The organism is Ruegeria sp. D4 (assembly GCF_056534475.1).
This window is the reverse complement of sequence record NZ_JBQFPJ010000005.1, coordinates 109,711-126,774: the sequence shown is the minus strand read 5'-3', so window position 1 is coordinate 126,774 and position 17,064 is coordinate 109,711. Positions and strand designations below refer to the sequence as shown.

Below are 17,064 nucleotides of genomic sequence, written 5' to 3'. Positions count from 1 at the left end.
GGACGAACTATAGCCCGGTCTAGTCTGCGTTCTGTTTTGCGTACAAGCTACTGTTAATAAATAATAAGTGGAAACGCGACATTTGCGTGAATCCCGTTTTGAAACCAATATCTGGATCGATGAACCGTAGCTGAAAATCATGAAATAGCTGGGTGTGCCTTGACCCGTTTACCAAGGCGGACCGCAGGAAATGCTGGCGAACAGGGTCTCTGACCTCATTGATCTTTGTCAATATTGGCAAGGGTCAGAAGTGGTACAATCGGCGATAACAAAGGGGGTTCCCATGGAAGACTTAGTCCAAATTGGAAGAGCATTCGTTCAGGCCATGCGTGATCGCAGGGGGCTTATAAGCGTTGACGAAATGTACGCCGAAAACGCCCAGTCGATTGAGGCGGTTGTGCCGCCGGTTCGACAGTTTCGTATCACAAAGGGCCGGGACGCCATCAAGGGAAAGAGAGAGGATTGGCTGGCAGCGCATGAATTCCACGAACTCGATGTAGACGGACCCTATGTGCATCCACCCAACCGCTTTGCAGTGCGATTTAGTGCCGAAGTAACCCAGAAGGCCACAGGAAAACGTATGACCCTGAGCGAGATCGCCGTCTATTCTGTGGCAGAAGGCAAGATCGTAATGGAAGAGTTCTTCATGTTGCCGAAGTAGGAAGAACAACCATCATCTAAGTGGCTGCTTTTGTTGGGTTTGTGCGCTCGGCGAGTTTCCTGCCCGCAGTGACATCCTGGAGGGAGATCCGGAATGCAACGCAGAACTTCGACGTATTTCATTGGCGCGGATACTAGCGATGTATCGATACTTGAATGCGCCGATGCTGCCCAACGTCAGCGCGGCCATTTGACTTGCCTTCTGATCGCGGCGCTACCGAACCTGCCTTACTTGAAGTACGGATCCAGCAAATTCGTCGAGGCGGGTTTGCCCGCAAACTGGTTGGATCAATTGGAAGAGAAAAAGGCGACCTTAAAGTCCCGTGCGCGTGAAGTTGAAGCACTGCTTGCGCGCTCGGGCGCATCGGCGAGCGTCACGGTTTTCATGGGTTCCGGTGCGGACCTTAAGACTCTGGCGGCGCGCCAATCGTACTGCTGTGATGTCGCATACCTGGACCCGGAACTGCGCAATGACCCCGAAGTGTTTCACGAGGTTTGCCATGGCGTCTTGTTCCATTCGCCAGTCGCCATGATGATCAACGGAGACCCATATACCCAACGCGAGCGCATTTTTCTGGCGTGGAACGATAGTCTTGCTGCATCCAGAGCGGCCCATTTGGCTTTACCCTATTTTCTGGAAGCCAAGGAAGTTGTGATTGGTTGTTTCGATCCGCCGTTAGCACATGACCCGGAAAGTCAGGACCCCGGTACGGACATCGCCGCATGGCTCAGACACCACGGCTGTAGCGTGACCGTAGCGCATTTCCCGAGCGGCGGACTACCGATCGAACAGTGCATACAGGAACGTGCGAAGGAGGCCGGCTCTGACCTTATTGTTATGGGCGCTTACGGGCAGTCATACCTACGCGAGTCGATTTTTGGTGGAACTACAAGGGCCATGCTGCAACAAACCGGTCTTCCGGTTCTATTTGCGCACTGACTGACGCAAGTGGACGTCCAGTGTTTGTCTGGGTTCGATGGTCAGGTCCAAACACTATGAAAGAATGGGTTCAGTGTATTGAGTTAGGAATTGTCTGATATTGTCCGGTAGTTCCCATCCAGAAACCCCTTCACAATCGACGTGAGTTCGTCCCAGTCTGTGAATTCCCGCACGCCATCTCTCGGATCGATCTTCCGACCCAACAAGACGACGTGTTTAACGATCTCTTTCTCAAAATATCCGTAGCTGTCGGGTCTCACCGCGCCTGCGACCAATGCTGACGCATCTGGTTCGAAACTCGTTCGCAACAACATCTCGGTGAGGTAGTCGCGGGCTTCCTCGCGCCCCGATGCAAAGGCCGCCTTTAGACCCACAGAAAGCACGAGTGTTTTTCGTTTCACCAACTCGTCTTTAAACGACGCGATGAAAGCTTCGAATGAGGCAGGGTGTCGACGTTCGTGAACAGGGGCCAACAGAACAACGCGATCCACATCGTCCAGTTTTACCTGACCGGGAAGTTGATCGGTATTGATCAGTCTTGTGTCAAAGCCGGATTTCTTCGCGACATTGCTGATAAAATGCGCAATTTTGGCCGTCTGGCCCTCAACAGTGGCAAAGACGATAAGTACTGTCATTCCGATCCTCCCACAAATCGGTCTGAGAAGCGTTTCAAGTATTATGAATTGGCGTGAGTTCGCCTTTGATCTTAATCAAAGGCGCAAGTTGAGGCTGGCGATTCCAATACATTGAACGTGTTTCTGAAATTTGCATGACGACGCCTTACGCGGGGAAGAATTTCTGCTGTGATGGCTGGTCTTCTCTGCACTACCCAGTGGACGTCCGCGCTATCTCAGGGCAAATAATAAGATTGCGACGCAAACAGTAACATTGATGGACCACACTGCCAGTTTGACCCGTCGGCGCGCGGACAGGTTTCTAAACGGATCAATCATAGTCAAACCTTTCAGACAGAACCCGATGCGAAGGTGTTCCCCGGGCAACAAGGTGATCTTCGACAGTGTCCATCATGGCAGTGGGGCCGCAGAGTACGAAAAGCCAGTTGTCATAATGTTCTGAAGAAAGCGTTCGGTCCAAGAGGGCGCCGTCGATCCAACCTGTTTCACCGCTCCAGTTCTTCGGGGGCTCGGATAGAACAAATACAGTATCTTCCCTGGTCAGTTCTTCCCGATAAACAATCTGCTCCTCGATCCGGTTTCCATAGATGAGCTTGATATCGCGTCGCTCTGCGCTCAGACGAACTTGGCGCAGTATGCTGAGCAAAGGGGCGATGCCGACACCACCTGCGATAAGAACAATGCCTTGTTCAGCGCGTTTGCCGACCGAAAGGTTCCCGTGGGGGCCATCGAGATAGGCCAGCGTATCCGGCGCGATCTGCCCGAGACTGCCTGTGAAATCCCCAAGCTCTTTTATCACGAATGAAACTTCAGGACCTTCACCCGGTGCCGAGCTAATCGAAAACGGATTTTCACGCTGTGAAAAGACGTTGTGCCCCACATTGAGCCAGGCAAACTGGCCCGCTTCAAAGCTGAGGCCCTGGTGACCGACCGGTTTGAGGCGCAATTCCCATTGCTTCGGTGTCAGACGAGTGACCGAGGAAACACGCCACGGTTTCCGCATCTTAAACAAGGGGCGGACAAGATAGACATAAAGCAGAGTACCAACGGCAATGCCGGTCATTGCGAGCCACAGATATGTCAGTGACGGATGCCCACCGTAGCGACCTGCATGGATTGTGTGATGAAGAAGCAAACCGGCCAATGACAGAGCACCGAGACCGTGCAAAAGACGCCATGTTTCGTATTTGTATTCAAGGCTTTTTCGGGCGACCGCCGAGGCGACCAGAACGACGATCAGAAAAAAGGCCCCAATCCCCGAGGATAGCACTGGAAAGTCTGTCGTAATCGTCAGTTGGCGCGATACGTCCCACGGGCGGTGTCCGCCAGAAGGCGTGCCCTGGTAAAGTAGCGGGTGTATCAACGCAAAAACGAGTGCCGCGCGCGCCATCAGCTGATGCATGCGCATGGTCACATCCATGCCCACACCGGACGAAATGAACCTGAAGCGCCCGGAGAGCAGGAACTCTACCAGAATGATCGAAAATCCAATCATTCCCAGCCCGGATGCAAGTTCTTGGTGAAAAGATCGCGGTGGCCAGCCAAGTGACCAGGAAAAGCCCAACGGCGCCAAGATCAGCAGAACATAGATCAGCGCCAGATAGGGCCATTTCATATGGTTTTGCTCCACTGCGCCAGAGTTAGGCCATTCCCGCTGTCTCAAGTGGCTAGGCTAGGCGAGCCCCGGTTGGCGATCAAGCTTCCTGTGATCGGGTGTTTTCCCGTCCGGAACACTATGCCTGTTGGAGTGCTGTCATGTTCCGAAATGGTGGCAGAAGACTGGCCGGTCCGAACGGCCAGGCGGGAAAAAGATGCGAGCATTCCCTTGCGCAAGATCAAGGTCCTTGACCGGGGTTTCTGCGATAATACGGCGTCCGTATAGCCGGACAAAAGGAGGAGGTTCAGAAATGCTTGAAGACAAAAAGTCCCCGCAACTTTTCACCGGAACGCATCCGCTCTCCGACAACTTTCGACGTGAAATGGAAACCCTGATGTCCCGGTTCTTAGGAGGCGGATCTTCGTTTTTGCCACTGGAAACGGCTGCGCAACGTACGGGTCTGCCATCTCTTGATATGTCCGGCGCAATTTCCCCGGCCATTGATGTTCAGGAGACGGATACGGCAATCGTTCTGACGGCGGAATTGCCCGGTCTGGAAGAGGACGATGTTGAAATCGAAATCAAGGATCGCCGCCTCACCCTGCGAGGCCAGAAGAAGATCACACATGATGAGACGGGCGACCTGCGTGTCAGCGAAAGAAGCTATGGCAGCTTTTCACGGGCAATGACGCTGCCGGACACTGTTGATGTCGAGAATATCTCGGCCACCTTCGACAAGGGCGTTCTGAGCATCAACATGCCGAAAACCGAACCTCGGGATCCCAGCCGCAAGATCAAGGTTTCATCCAAATAGGTGGCATTTCGGCTGGGGCTTGAAACTGAAGGCCGATCATCGGTCGGCCTTCTTTGATTTGCAATCCAAGGAGTGTGCGGTTTGGTGAACCTGCTGGCACGGATTTGATGCTAAACTGACAGAGAAATCCAATCCTTCCTAGCGCCCAAAACGAAGCAATAGGTTTTGTACAGCCGTGTGCTAAAGTACCTCTGCTTGGCCTTTGAAAAGGGGGCTAAATTGCGGAACTCAGACGCGGCTGACACAAGCTCATCGCCGTGCCCCGACGAGGGGGGCGTGCGTGCCCTCCTTGAAAATTTGACCGGACCGTCGCGCGGGAACGTGAGCTGGTTGGCCGACAATGCCCTTACTGTTTCGGTTGGTGAAAGCCGGGCGTTGAGTCTTCGCCCCAAAGACGACATGCCTCCGCACGACAACGATATCGCAACTCTTCAGTGGGCGGACGGTGGCTATTCAATAACTGCGTCGTCTGGGCGTAATGTCTGGGTGAATGGGCGCAAAATATCGTCCGCGAGTCTCGGGCACGGCGACATGATCGAGTTCGGCGAAAAGGGCCCAATGTCCCGGTACAGGTTATGTAGCAAAACCTACCCGGCGCGTCATACGGTCGAAGAAATCCTAAGTGACGCCTACGCTTACGCCCGAACAAGCCGGCGGCCGTTTGCCAAAAGGATGTCCGGCGCGCTGCGCGACAGCAGTCGTCGGCTAGCGTCTCAGACGACAGTTCTGTTCAGGATCACGGTCGTCGCCGCACTTCTTCTGATCGCGGGCCTTGTGTTTCTGCTTTATCAAAACGATCAAAGGTTGGCGGACAGTATCCAACAGGAATCCCGCAAGATCGAAGCGGTTGCGGTGATGCTTGCACAGACACGTGAAGATGCGCTGACCCCGGATGATCTGGCCTCGTTGCGGGATGCCTTTGAAAACCAAGTCACGTCAACCGAGCAGCGTCTCGGAACCCTTGAACAGCGAGCAGGCGCATCGACACGGGTAATTACCGCCTCATCTAAGTCTGTCGCATTCATTCAGGGTGCCTACGGGTTGCGTCATCTGGAAAGCGGGAAGCTCTTGCGGCACATGTTGGGGCCGGACGGAGAAAACCTGAAAACCCCGTTTGGGCAGCCCTGGATCGAACCGGACGGCACGGGCGAACCCGCTGAATTCCAGTTCACGGGAACCGGTTTTCTGCTGGAAGGTGTTCCGCTTATGGCCACCAATCGCCATGTTGCCTTGCCGTGGACGTCCCGCGATCGGGTGGACGCTTTGAAAAGTGCGGGGTTGGAAGCGGAAATGCTGAGGCTGCTGGCCTATTTGCCAGGTCAACCGGATCCGATTGAGGCCAAGTTGGAGAAGTTCAGCGAAACGGCCGATGTCGCTCTTTTGTCAGTAGCTCCTGATCGGGTTCAGGGGCTGGGCGTGCCGTTGGCGGATGAACCGCCAAACGCTGGCGAAGAAGTCTACCTGTTGGGATACCCGACAGGCCTGAAGGCGCTGATTGCGCAGGCGGGGCCGGGCTTTCTTCAAACACTGGAGAAGGAAGGTTCGGTCAATTTCTGGTCCGTTGCTTCCCGATTGTCCGAGCAAAGCAAGATTCATCCGCTGGCCAGCCGGGGGATCGTTGCCAGAGCAAGCCCGGGTTCCATCGTTTACGACGCCGAAACCACAACCGGCGGAAGCGGAGGACCCGCCTTGAACCGGCGAGGCGAGGTAGTCGCCATCAACGCCGCGATCCTGCCTGAGTTTGGCGGCTCCAACATTGGCGTTCCGGTTGCGCACCTCAAAGAACTGTTGAGCGAGGCAGAAGGCCTGTAGTCAGTCGCTCGTTCGGAAGCGGGACTTCTGTACAAGGAAAACCGCCGCCAGCGGGACCGTGAGAGTGATCAGGGCGGCTGCAATCAGCAGATACCCGAGTTGGCTGTAGTCGGCAGTCGAGGTAACGACACCCGTTTCCGGATTGGTCACCGCGCGTGTAACGACGAATGTTTGGTTCAGGTATTTTGTTCCGAGACTGGCCGCCGACAACGCCATGTTGGTGAACGATGCCATCACCGCAAAAAAGGTCGCTTTCAGTTGGACCGGGGCGTTGCGTGCGATCCAGGCCAGCAACGGGACCATGGCAATTTGCCCAAGAGGCGATTCAACAGCCGTGTCGAGAATGGCAATGAATCTGGCGTCGACAACTCCGCCTGTATGCGCTGCTGTCCATTCATGAACGCCGTAGTAAAGGGCAAGGTTTGGAAGAGAGAGCAGACCAGCCGCGATCGTAAGCACCACCACCACGTGGGCGATTGAGCGTTTGGCCATGAATGGCCGCAGGACGATCAATCCAAGCAATGCCAGCAAGGACGTCAGCAGAGCCAGGATTGCCAAAAACTGCTCGTCGAACCCCAATTCGTCAATTTCAAACCACGTCAGTCCCGGCCCCGGCAGCGGAACTGCACGGAACACGAAAATGATTATTGCCGTACCGACCAGGGCTTTCGCATGGGCGGGTTCCAGTTCTTTCAGAAGACGGGACATGAGGTACAGGATCACCGTGAGAGAAACGGTAAACACCACCTCTTGCGCAAACTCGAATTCCGCAGTTCCCAACACAATGCTGAACACAACAAATGCGAGGCCACCAAGCAATATGGACCATTTAACCTCGGTCACCTCATCCGGGGTATGCAGTGGGTGACCTTGACGAAGCCGCTGACGTTGTATCAGTGAGTGCAGCACCACACCGCTGACGGACAGCACAGGGATGATCAACGCAATCAGGTAAACCTGGCCGTAGAGAGCAAGCCGGTCAGACTTTTGCAGATCTTCCGTTCCTGAGAATATCCAGATGTTGACGGCCGCAACCGCTGCAAACCCTGAGATGATCGAAACTCTGCCCAAGGTCTGCATTGTCGTGTGCTGGGCGCGGGTTTCTTCAGGCGTAAACGCAAGGCCGTCCTGGTCGACCTTGGGAACCGCCTCGACCGTCATGGCGTCGGCGACAACATCCTGAATGGCATAGCCGGAAGGCGCCAGAAGCAGGGCGACAACATACCAGTCTTCCAGCGGCATGACGCCGGCCATCCGAGTGGGCGCGGTCACAAGCCCGTACATTGTGAGCAGGGACAGGGTAATCAGGGACGCGCCAAACAGGATCAACAGGGATTTCCAGCGCCAGAACAGATCCACGATGTGGCCCAGCGGCATTTTGAGAATCCAGGGAAGACCGGCCCAAAATGCCAGACCTGCGACAAAAGACGCTGATAAATCGAGGTAATCCTTCAGGAAAAAGGCACCGACAACCGAGGTCAAACCGGAGACGCCAGCCGCGAAGTAGACCATCAAAGGCGGCAGATAGGACCATTGCAACTGCTGAGCCAGATCCACAAAGGTTCTGTGCCACCAATCTGAGAGCTGCGTTCCTGTCGAAGATCGGTCAGTGGTCATATGCCAACCTGGAATTGCTGATGGCCCGTTTGCCTTTGCATTTAGTTAGAGAAATCCAGCTCCGAAAAGCAATGCACTGGTGATCACGCCAAGGATCGGAACGAAAAGAGGCACCCGGAAGTGTTCTTCAGACCCGTTCGGTTTCACCTTCAGAAGGATCAGCGAGACATTGACGAGGACAAAGACCCCCAGAACAATCTGTGATGTGCGCTCCGCCAAGATCCCAATCGGTACGGTTTGGGTCAGAAGAAGGATTGTTGCGACAACGAGCAGTGTGGCAACCACAGGCGTCTGGGTTGCTTTAGGCACAATGGCCAGGGCTTTTGGCAGGTGGTCCCTGTCAGCCAGCCCATAGATCACCCGCGATGCCATGATCATCTGGATCAGGACACCATTAACCGTCGCCACGATCGCAACTGCAGAAAATCCCTGTTTGATCACCTCGGGGGCATTAGCAAAAACAAGTGCAAGTGGCGCAGCAGACGCTGATAGAACATCGATCGGGACAACCAGCAGCACCGTCAGCGATGTCCCAAGATACAGTACCGTCGCCAGTATGAGCGTCAGCAAAATTGCTTTCGGGATGGTACGAACAGGGTCAATGACTTCTTCGGCGACATTTGCCATGTCCTCAAAACCGACAAATGCAAAAAAAGCGAGAAGAGATGCAGCGAAGATGCCTCGCCACGCTTCAAGCTCAAGTGGAGGGAGCATGGAGCTGACATTATATCCCTGCGGGTCCTGAACCGACATGCCCCAGCCGATCACAAAGAGAAGCCCCGCAATCTCGATGATCGTGATGGCCGCAGCAACAAGCACCGATTCTGTGATCCCCCACAGCGCGATAAGCCCCATAATCAACACAACGCTGACAGTCAGAAGCGGTATTGCCAGACCCGTTAATGCGTGAAGATAGGAGGCTGCGCCTATCGCGACGGCAGAGGCCGAGATAACGCCCGAGGCCGCAACCGCCAGACCGACCAGCATTGCCATCCAGTTTTTCTGAAATCCCGCCTCGACATAGGCTGCCTCTCCTGCGCTGACCGGAAAACGCGTTGCGAGTTCCGCATATGAAAGTGCGGTCAGTGAGACGACGAGTGCAGCCACGACAAACGAAAATGCGGCATACGGGCCGGCTATGTCCGCCGTCGCGCCGACGAGCACATAAATTCCTGCTCCGACCGTTACGCCCAGGCCATAAAGCGTAAGCAACGGTGCTGTAAGCGCCCGTTTGAGTTTCTGTTCTGGCGGTTCAACGGTGCTCATCAGAGTTTATACCGAATATCTTGCTGGCACGTCGCCAGCGGTGTCGTTGTTGTCACCGTCCGCATTTGGCGGTCCGGCCAGGTCTTGCGATCAAATTCGCGCCGTATTCCTTGCGTCTCAACGTTCAGGCTCTTTGGCGGCTTGTGAACAAAGAGGGGGCTCGCCACCACTCCTGCCGAGCCCCCGTGTGGAACGTCCACGCTATTCAAATTCCGCTCACTGTCATGTTTGCTTGGGGACAGGTCAGTGAACGTAGATCATGATTAATATTCGTATTTCACTATATGAAGGTTGCAAGTGCATTGATCTGTGTCAATCGGTACGTTCTGCGGGCCTCGTTTGGTTGCTTTGGAAAAGACAGTGATCTCCAGTGACTTTAGAGTTGATATGGTGCTTTGGTTGTGAAGTTCTGGAAATGTGAGGTGCCATTGGTGGCGGTCGCCAAACGTCGAAATAACCGGCCAGCACGAAACAGAATGCTTTCGTTGAATCCCGTCTTAGTCACAGGTTCCAAAAAGATTTGACTGATGGATCAGTCGAGCCGATTGTGCCAATAAAACAGGTTTGTTAACGTCGTCCCTGCGCCAGGGAGGGCGCATGTACCTACATGTTGGACTATTCGCATAACGGCTGGCTTGTGGCGGCATCGCTTGCCGTGGCATTGATGGCCGGTTTTACCGGGCTCTATCTGACGCATGGAGCCTCAAAGCTGAACGACCAAAGACGCAAGTTCATCGTCGCTCTGGCTGCGATCATACTGGGTGGCGGCATCTGGTCCATGCACTTTGTGGCAATGCTGGGTTTGCAACTGCCAATTCTGTTTTATTACGACGCGCTGATCACATTGATTTCAGCTTTGGTGGCAATTCTGATGGTCGGTCTGGCCCTGCTGCTTTTGCATTTCCGTCCCCGGACAGTGCAAACAATGATCGGCGCCGGTGTCATCGTCGGCCTTGGAATTGTGGTAATGCATTACGTGGGCATGTCAGGGATGCAGCTTTGCCGCCCAGTCTACAATGCTTGGGATGTGGCAATTGCAACGCTTGCGTCGGTTGTGCTCTCCGTTGCCGCCATTTGGGTTGCGTACGACAATCGAACCCAGCGCAATATCCTGCTGGGCACGGCCTGTTTTGGCCTGGCTGTATTCACGATGCACTTCGTGGCAACCGGCCTGACCGACTTTGTCGCGACGGACAACGCAGGCGGAGCCGGACCGGCCCTGAACAATCAGGTCCTGGCGATGGGTGTGACTGTTTCGGTGTTTCTGATTTGTGGTGCCTTTCTGCTGACCGGCATTTCGTTTGTCGGCCCCGAGACGGCCACCGGCGCTGCGCCTTCTGTGGAACCCGAACCGGAACCGGCGCCGGTCGTACCGCGTGCAGGTGTTCCGTACGAGCGGGACGGCCAAACCTTCTTTGCCCAACCCGGAAAAATAGCCGCAATCCGGGCCGAGGGGCATTACACCGTGCTGTATATGGATGCCGATAAGCTTTTCTGCCCCTGGTCGATTACCGAGGCCGAAAGCCGGCTAAAACCAGATGGTTTCCTGCGGGCGCATCGTAGCTATCTTGTCAATCCCGAACATGTCTCAAGCTTTGAGAGGCACAAGGACAACGGCACCTGCTACTTCGACGGGGTTGACGCGTTGGCCAAGGTTCCGGTCAGCCGATCCCGCCTGACGGACATTCGCGAGGCGCTGGGCCTTTAGTCGCAACTCGTGCAGCTAATTCGCGTTTCGTGAAACAAGCTGCGCGCCCCGTTTCCACCCGCTGGAATGGCTGCCCCCAGTGTTCTTTCCTTCCCCGCAGGTCCCCCAAGGCATACCGCTCGGACCCAGGGAGGAAAAACATGATACCAGCCGGTTTTGAGTATCACCGGCCAGGCGACATCGCCTCGGCCATTGGCATCTTACAGGAACACGGAGATGAGGCGCGTGTGATCGCAGGCGGCCACAGCCTGATCCCGATGATGAAGCTTCGCATGGCCGAAATGGGCCATCTGGTTGATCTGCAGGCCATTGATGAACTGAAAGGCATCGAGATCGGGGCTGATACCGTCTCGCTGGGCGCGATGGTCACTCAGCATGAGTTGATCACGCATGACGGTCTGGCATCGGCCGTTCCCTTGATCCGCGAGGCCGCGTTGCAGATCGCTGATCCTCAGGTGCGTTATATGGGTACCGTTGGCGGCAACGTCGCAAACGGTGATCCGGGTAATGACATGCCGGGCCTGATGCAGTGTCTGAACGCGACGTTCGAACTGTCTGGTCCTGATGGCAACCGCAGCGTGGCAGCCCGCGATTTCTATGAGGCTGCCTATTTTACCGCGCGCGAGGATGAGGAAATCCTGACCCGGATTTCGATCCCGGTACCGGGTGCGGGCGTCGGACAGGCGTATGAAAAGCAGAAGCGCAAGATCGGCGATTACGCGACCGCTGCGGCCGCGGTGATGGTTGGCAACGGCCAGGCCTCGGTCGCTATGACCAATCTGGCGGATACGCCCATCTGGTCTGAGGCGGCCAGTAGAGCGTTGGCCGGCGGCGACGTCGACGGCTGCGTCGCAGCAATGCTCGAAGCGATTGATCCAGTGGCTGACAATCGCGGCCCCGTCGAATTCAAGAAACACGTGGCCGCCGTGATGCTGCGCCGCGCCATAGACCGTGCGCAAAGCCGCGCGGGCTGAGGGAGGAACACTTATGTCGAAAATGCACGTCAAACTCACCGTGAACGGCAAGCAGGTCGAAGGTCTGGCCGAGCCGCGCACGCTGCTGATCCACTTCCTGCGGGAAGATCTGAAAATCACCGGTCCTCATATCGGGTGCGAGACTAGTCATTGCGGTGCCTGCACCGTGGATATCGATGGCAAGTCCGTCAAATCCTGCACCACCTTTGTGGCGCAGGTGAACGGCGCCGATATCACCACTGTCGAAGGGTTGACCAATGACGATGGCAGCCTTGGTGTTCTGCAAGAGATGTTCCGGGAACATCACGGGCTGCAATGCGGATTCTGCACGCCGGGCATGATTACCCGCGCGCATCGCTTGCTGCAGGAAAACCCGAACCCGACTGAGGAAGAAATTCGATTCGGTATGGCTGGGAACCTGTGCCGTTGCACCGGGTATCAGAACATCGTCAAGGCGATCTCGGCCTCGGCTGACATGCTGAACGCTCAGAAGGAGGCCGCGGAATGAACGATCAAACCATGACCCCCGAAGAACGCGCCGCCAATCTCAAAGGGATGGGCTGCGCCCGAAAGCGCGTCGAGGATGTGCGCTTTACCCAAGGCAAGGGCAACTACGTCGATGACATCAAGCTGGACGGGATGCTGTTCGGCGCATTCGTCCGTTCGCCTTACGCCCACGCCCGCGTTGTCAGTGTAAACAAAGACGCCGCGATGGCCGTGCCCGGTGTTGTTGCTGTGTTGACGGCCGAGGATCTGGCTCCGCTAGGCTTGCATTGGATGCCGACGCTGGCAGGTGACAAGCAGATGGTGTTGGCCGATGGCAAGGTTCTGTTCCAGGGCCAGGAAGTCGCTTATGTCGTCGCCGAAAACCGCTATATCGCGGCGGATGCGGCTGAGCTGGTCGAGGTTGACTACGAAGAACTGCCCGTTCTGACCGACCCGTTCGAGGCGCTGAAATCGGACGTTGTCCTACGTGAAGACCTTGCGGGTCAGACCGAGGGCGCACACGGACCGCGCAAGCATCACAACCACATCTTCACCTGGGAACAGGGCGACAAGGACGCGACCGAAGCCGTTCTGGGAGAGGCCGATGTCGTGGCCGAAGAAATGGTCTATTACCACCGCACCCATCCCTGTCCGTTGGAGACCTGCGGCTGTGTGGCGTCGATGGACAAGGTAAACGGCAAGCTGACGCTGTATGGCACCTTCCAGGCCCCCCACGCGATCCGAACCGTTGTGTCGCTGATCTCGGGTCTGGCCGAGCACAACATTCGCGTGATCAGCCCTGATATCGGTGGTGGCTTTGGCAACAAGGTTGGCGCTTATGCGGGCTATGTCTGCTCGGTCGTTGCCTCGATTGTCACCGGCCAGCCGGTAAAATGGGTCGAGAACCGGATGGAAAACCTGATGTCCACCGCCTTTGCCCGCGATTATTGGATGCAGGGCAAGATCGCTGCGACCAAGGATGGCAAGATCACTGGCCTGTGGTGTCACACCACGGCGGATCATGGCGGGTTCGACGCCTGCGCCGACCCGACCAAATTCCCGGCCGGTTTCATGAACATCTGCACCGGGTCGTATGACATCCCCACCGCTTATCTGGCTGTGGATGGTGTCTACACCAACAAGGCACCGGGTGGTGTAGCCTATCGCTGTTCGTTCCGGGTGACCGAGGCCGCCTATTTCATCGAACGGATGATCGAGGTTCTGGCCATCAAGCTGAACATGGACGCGGCTGAACTGCGCCGGATCAACTTTATCCGCAAAGATCAGTTCCCGTATCAATCGGCGCTCGGCTGGGAGTATGACTCGGGCGATTACCACACCGCTTGGGATAAGGCATTGAAGGCCGTGGGCTACGAAGACTTGCGCGCCGAACAGGCGCAGCGGATTGAGGACTTCAAATCGGGCAAGACCCGCAAGTTGTTGGGTATTGGGCTGACGCACTTCACTGAAATCGTAGGCGCGGGACCGGTGAAGAACTGCGATATTCTCGGGCTCGGCATGTTCGATTCCTGCGAAATTCGAATCCACCCGACTGGGTCGGCCATCGCGCGGTTGGGGACGATCAGTCAGGGTCAGGGCCATGCCACGACCTTTGCCCAGATCATCGCCAGTGAGATCGGCTTGCCTGCCGACGATATCACGCTGGAGGAAGGTGACACGGACACCGCGCCTTATGGACTTGGCACCTATGGCTCTCGATCCACGCCTGTGGCGGGTGCAGCGACGGCAATGGCTGCACGTAAAATCCGTGCCAAAGCGCAGATGATCGCCGCCTACCTGTTGGAAGTCCATGACGACGACGTTGAATGGGACGTGGATCGGTTCTCAGTCAAAGGCGCGCCCGAGCGGTTCAAGACCATGAAGGAAATCGCCTTTGCCGCCTACAATAAGGCGATCCCAGGACTGGAACCCGGTCTTGAGGCCGTCAGCTACTATGACCCGCCGAACATGACCTATCCGTTCGGAGCTTATATCTGCGTCATGGAGATCGACGTGGATACAGGCGAATGGGACGTTCGGCAATTCTATGCGCTGGACGATTGCGGCACCCGGATCAACCCGATGATCATCGAAGGTCAGGTCCACGGTGGCGTGACCGAGGCGCTGGCCATCGCGATGGGTCAGGAAATCGCCTATGATGAGATGGGCAATGTGAAGACCGGTACTCTGATGGACTTCTTCCTGCCCACGGCATGGGAGACGCCCAATTACACCACTGATCACACGGTGACGCCATCTCCGCATCACCCGATTGGTGCCAAGGGCGTGGGCGAGAGCCCCAATGTGGGCGGCGTGCCCGCGTTCTCGAACGCGGTGCATGATGCATTCCGCCCATTTGGCCTTGTTCAGAGCCATATGCCGCATGACCACTGGCGTATCTGGAAGATCGCCAACGGTCTGGGAATGCACGGCTAACAGGAAAAGCCGCCGCGCTACATCCCAACGCGGCGGCAATCCGGGAGAATGGCATGAGCTTGCAGGACATACAGCAAGGCCTCGCCGAGGTGGGCTATGTTGCCGACGACCGGTTGGCGATGGCACTGCATCTGGCGCAGACGCTTGGGCGTCCACTGCTGCTGGAAGGCCCGGCTGGGGTCGGCAAAACCGAGGTCGCCAAGGCGCTGGCAGCACAGCGCGCGGCGCGGTTGATACGGTTGCAGTGCTATGAAGGGCTGGATGCCAGCCACGCGATTTATGAGTGGAATTACCAGCGCCAGTTGCTGGCCATTCGTGCAAGCGAAGCACAGGGCGGAACCAGCGAGGCCCAGCTATTTACTGATGACTATCTGCTGAAGCGACCATTGCTGGAAGCAATCAGCGAAGAAGTGCCACCTGTTCTGCTGATCGATGAAATCGACCGCGCGGATGAGGAGTTTGAGGCCTATCTGCTGGAAATCTTATCCGACTTTCAGATCACCATTCCGGAACTCGGAACGATCAAGGCGCGTTCGCGGCCTATTGTGATCCTGACTGCGAATGGGACTCGGGACTTGTCGGACGCGCTGCGGCGTCGGTGCCTGTACAGCTTCCTCGATTACCCATCGCGTGAAACGGAAATGGCTATCCTGAAAGCCCGCATGCCCGAAGTCGAAGGGCTATTGGCGCGCCAGATTGTTGGCGTGGTGCAGGCGCTGCGCAAAGAAGACTTGGAGAAGACTCCCGGTATTGCCGAAATGTTGGACTGGGCGGCGGCCCTTTCGGGGCTGGGTGTAAATGACATGGCGCAATCCCGCGAAGAGGTTCAGGCGACGCTTGTCTGCCTTCTAAAAACTGCCGCCGACTATGACGCTGCCCCGCCCGAAGTGATGGATCGCCTGATAGGAAAGGTGGCGTGATGCAAGTCACCCGGTTCCCCACTCGCGCATCTGGTTTGGCGGATCGCATGTCCGGCTTCATCGCACATCTGCGTATGAACGGAATGCGTGTGGGACCGGCTGAAACGGGGGACGCATTGGCCGCGCTGGCGGCGGTTGAGGCAACGGATATCAGACAGGCCCAGCGGGCGCTTTGCGTGTTACTGGCCGGCGACGCCGACGATTGGCGGCGCTTCGATGACCTGTTCGAAGCCTATTGGTTCAATGCAGGAAAGCAGCGCGCGGGAACAGCCCAAACGGCGCATGTGCGGGTTCAATCCGCCAAGCCGATGATCTGGCAGCAGGAAAGCCAGGCTGCTCAGGAAACGGAAACCGGCACGGATCAGGCTACTGCGCCTGATCCCGGCGACGGGGAGGCCGTGGGGAGGAACGGGAAGCTGATTGCAACCCGTACGGCCAACCTGTCGCGTCAGGATTTGCGCGAGCTGATGGACGAAGACGCGCTGCGGCAAGCGGAACTGGCCGCAACTGCCATCGCGCGCGCCATCCGCGACCGCCGCTCGCGCCGGCGGAAACAAGCGCTGCGCGGCCCATCGCTTGATATGCGCCGGATCCAACGCGCCAGCCTTGCAAGGGGCGGAGAACCGATGGACCTGTATCGCCGCGCTCGTCCACCACGCCCGATGCGGATTGTGGCCTTGTGTGACGTAAGCGGTTCGATGACGGTTTATTCGCGGGTTTTTCTGGCCTTCCTCAAAGGTCTGATCGGCAGTGGCACAGAGGCGGACGCCTATCTCTTCCATACCCGTCTGATGCGCGTCACGGATGCGCTGCGCGATCACGACTCCTTGCGCGCGGCCGGGCGGCTGTCGTTGATGGCCGAAGGGTTTGGCGGCGGCACGGATATCTCGGGCAGTCTTGAGCATTTTCTGAATGGATACGGCGCGCGGTCTTTGAACGGGCGGACCATCGCGCTGATCTTGTCCGATGGATATTGCAGTTCCGACCCGCAGGCGCTGGGCGATGCGCTGGCGCGCATCCGACGTAAAGCGCGGCGGATCGTATGGCTGAACCCCTTGAAAGGCTGGCGTGACTATCAGCCGATTGCTGCCGCGATGCAGGCGGCGGAACCCTATCTGGATGCACATTTGCCAGCCAACACGCTGGAAGCGCTGGCGGCGTTGGAACCGCAGTTTCGTAAGCTGTGAAAGGAGTCTGAA

At 56.7% G+C, this 17,064-nt stretch carries 14 protein-coding genes; 10 read left to right on the top strand and 4 right to left on the bottom strand.

What is annotated here, in order from left to right; genetic code table 11:
• Nucleotides 1–283: 283 nt before the first annotated feature.
• On the top strand, nucleotides 284–661 hold the full coding sequence (locus tag ACR0MI_RS09870; protein WP_170614557.1) for a nuclear transport factor 2 family protein: 378 nt from the start codon (nucleotides 284–286) through the stop codon (nucleotides 659–661).
• Nucleotides 662–754: 93 nt separating this feature from the next.
• Nucleotides 755–1,600, top strand: a complete 846-nt coding sequence (locus ACR0MI_RS09865) for a universal stress protein (protein ID WP_480854242.1) — start codon at nucleotides 755–757, stop codon at nucleotides 1,598–1,600.
• An 83-nt stretch (nucleotides 1,601–1,683) separates the two neighbouring features.
• On the opposite strand, the gene ACR0MI_RS09860 is transcribed toward ACR0MI_RS09865, so the two are convergent.
• The gene (locus ACR0MI_RS09860; RefSeq protein WP_170614559.1) at nucleotides 1,684–2,235 is read right to left on the bottom strand and encodes a flavodoxin domain-containing protein; all 552 of its coding nucleotides are present in this window, start codon (nucleotides 2,233–2,235) and stop codon (nucleotides 1,684–1,686) included.
• A 310-nt stretch (nucleotides 2,236–2,545) separates the two neighbouring features.
• Nucleotides 2,546–3,850: a ferredoxin reductase family protein gene (locus ACR0MI_RS09855; RefSeq protein ID WP_170614560.1), complete on the bottom strand. Its 1,305-nt coding sequence runs from the start codon at nucleotides 3,848–3,850 to the stop codon at nucleotides 2,546–2,548.
• A 292-nt stretch (nucleotides 3,851–4,142) separates the two neighbouring features.
• Between ACR0MI_RS09855 and ACR0MI_RS09850 the strand changes: the two genes are divergently transcribed.
• Nucleotides 4,143–4,646, top strand: a complete 504-nt coding sequence (locus tag ACR0MI_RS09850) for an Hsp20/alpha crystallin family protein (protein ID WP_170614561.1) — start codon at nucleotides 4,143–4,145, stop codon at nucleotides 4,644–4,646.
• Between the two features lie 321 nt (nucleotides 4,647–4,967).
• Nucleotides 4,968–6,458, top strand: coding sequence for a S1 family peptidase (locus ACR0MI_RS09845; RefSeq protein ID WP_170816705.1), 1,491 nt, complete (start codon nucleotides 4,968–4,970; stop codon nucleotides 6,456–6,458).
• Here ACR0MI_RS09845 and ACR0MI_RS09840 read toward each other — a convergent pair whose 3' ends face one another.
• Both ACR0MI_RS09840 and ACR0MI_RS09835 read right to left on the bottom strand, forming a co-directional pair.
• A complete protein-coding gene (locus tag ACR0MI_RS09840) occupies nucleotides 6,459–8,075 on the bottom strand; it encodes an MFS transporter (protein WP_170614563.1) in 1,617 nt (538 codons plus the stop codon).
• 45 nt (nucleotides 8,076–8,120) lie between these two features.
• Nucleotides 8,121–9,341: an amino acid permease gene (locus ACR0MI_RS09835; protein WP_170614564.1), complete on the bottom strand. Its 1,221-nt coding sequence runs from the start codon at nucleotides 9,339–9,341 to the stop codon at nucleotides 8,121–8,123.
• A gap of 607 nt (nucleotides 9,342–9,948) precedes the next feature.
• On the opposite strand from ACR0MI_RS09835, the gene ACR0MI_RS09830 reads away from it, so the two are divergent.
• From ACR0MI_RS09830 to ACR0MI_RS09805, 6 genes are all read left to right on the top strand, one after another.
• On the top strand, nucleotides 9,949–11,049 hold the full coding sequence (locus ACR0MI_RS09830) for an MHYT domain-containing protein (RefSeq protein WP_170614565.1): 1,101 nt from the start codon (nucleotides 9,949–9,951) through the stop codon (nucleotides 11,047–11,049).
• Between the two features lie 140 nt (nucleotides 11,050–11,189).
• Nucleotides 11,190–12,023 (top strand): FAD binding domain-containing protein, encoded by an 834-nt coding sequence (locus tag ACR0MI_RS09825; RefSeq protein ID WP_170614566.1) that lies wholly within the window; start codon nucleotides 11,190–11,192, stop codon nucleotides 12,021–12,023.
• Nucleotides 12,024–12,036: 13 nt separating this feature from the next.
• The gene (locus tag ACR0MI_RS09820) at nucleotides 12,037–12,531 is read left to right on the top strand and encodes a (2Fe-2S)-binding protein (RefSeq protein WP_093963851.1); all 495 of its coding nucleotides are present in this window, start codon (nucleotides 12,037–12,039) and stop codon (nucleotides 12,529–12,531) included.
• A complete protein-coding gene (locus ACR0MI_RS09815) occupies nucleotides 12,528–14,945 on the top strand; it encodes an aerobic carbon-monoxide dehydrogenase large subunit (RefSeq protein WP_170614567.1) in 2,418 nt (805 codons plus the stop codon). The genes ACR0MI_RS09820 and ACR0MI_RS09815 overlap by 4 nt, the downstream gene beginning before the upstream one ends.
• Before the next feature lie 53 nt (nucleotides 14,946–14,998).
• The gene (locus ACR0MI_RS09810; protein WP_170614568.1) at nucleotides 14,999–15,865 is read left to right on the top strand and encodes an AAA family ATPase; all 867 of its coding nucleotides are present in this window, start codon (nucleotides 14,999–15,001) and stop codon (nucleotides 15,863–15,865) included.
• Entirely contained in the window at nucleotides 15,865–17,052 is a 1,188-nt protein-coding gene (locus tag ACR0MI_RS09805; RefSeq protein ID WP_170614675.1) for a VWA domain-containing protein, read from the top strand. The genes ACR0MI_RS09810 and ACR0MI_RS09805 overlap by 1 nt, the downstream gene beginning before the upstream one ends.
• The last annotated feature ends 12 nt before the right edge of the window (nucleotides 17,053–17,064 follow it).

Excerpts from the sequence above, each read along its gene's own strand:
- ACR0MI_RS09815 (WP_170614567.1), top strand. The coding sequence starts at position 12,528 with ATGAACGATCAAACCATGACCCCCGAAGAACGCGCCGCCAATCTCAAA.
- ACR0MI_RS09855 (WP_170614560.1), bottom strand. The coding sequence starts at position 3,850 with ATGAAATGGCCCTATCTGGCGCTGATCTATGTTCTGCTGATCTTGGCG.
- ACR0MI_RS09865 (WP_480854242.1), top strand. The coding sequence starts at position 755 with ATGCAACGCAGAACTTCGACGTATTTCATTGGCGCGGATACTAGCGAT.
- ACR0MI_RS09830 (WP_170614565.1), top strand. The coding sequence starts at position 9,949 with ATGTTGGACTATTCGCATAACGGCTGGCTTGTGGCGGCATCGCTTGCC.
- ACR0MI_RS09850 (WP_170614561.1), top strand. The coding sequence starts at position 4,143 with ATGCTTGAAGACAAAAAGTCCCCGCAACTTTTCACCGGAACGCATCCG.
- ACR0MI_RS09860 (WP_170614559.1), bottom strand. The coding sequence starts at position 2,235 with ATGACAGTACTTATCGTCTTTGCCACTGTTGAGGGCCAGACGGCCAAA.
- ACR0MI_RS09810 (WP_170614568.1), top strand. The coding sequence starts at position 14,999 with ATGAGCTTGCAGGACATACAGCAAGGCCTCGCCGAGGTGGGCTATGTT.
- ACR0MI_RS09820 (WP_093963851.1), top strand. The coding sequence starts at position 12,037 with ATGTCGAAAATGCACGTCAAACTCACCGTGAACGGCAAGCAGGTCGAA.
- ACR0MI_RS09825 (WP_170614566.1), top strand. The coding sequence starts at position 11,190 with ATGATACCAGCCGGTTTTGAGTATCACCGGCCAGGCGACATCGCCTCG.
- ACR0MI_RS09805 (WP_170614675.1), top strand. The coding sequence starts at position 15,865 with ATGCAAGTCACCCGGTTCCCCACTCGCGCATCTGGTTTGGCGGATCGC.
- ACR0MI_RS09835 (WP_170614564.1), bottom strand. The coding sequence starts at position 9,341 with ATGAGCACCGTTGAACCGCCAGAACAGAAACTCAAACGGGCGCTTACA.
- ACR0MI_RS09870 (WP_170614557.1), top strand. The coding sequence starts at position 284 with ATGGAAGACTTAGTCCAAATTGGAAGAGCATTCGTTCAGGCCATGCGT.
- ACR0MI_RS09840 (WP_170614563.1), bottom strand. The coding sequence starts at position 8,075 with ATGACCACTGACCGATCTTCGACAGGAACGCAGCTCTCAGATTGGTGG.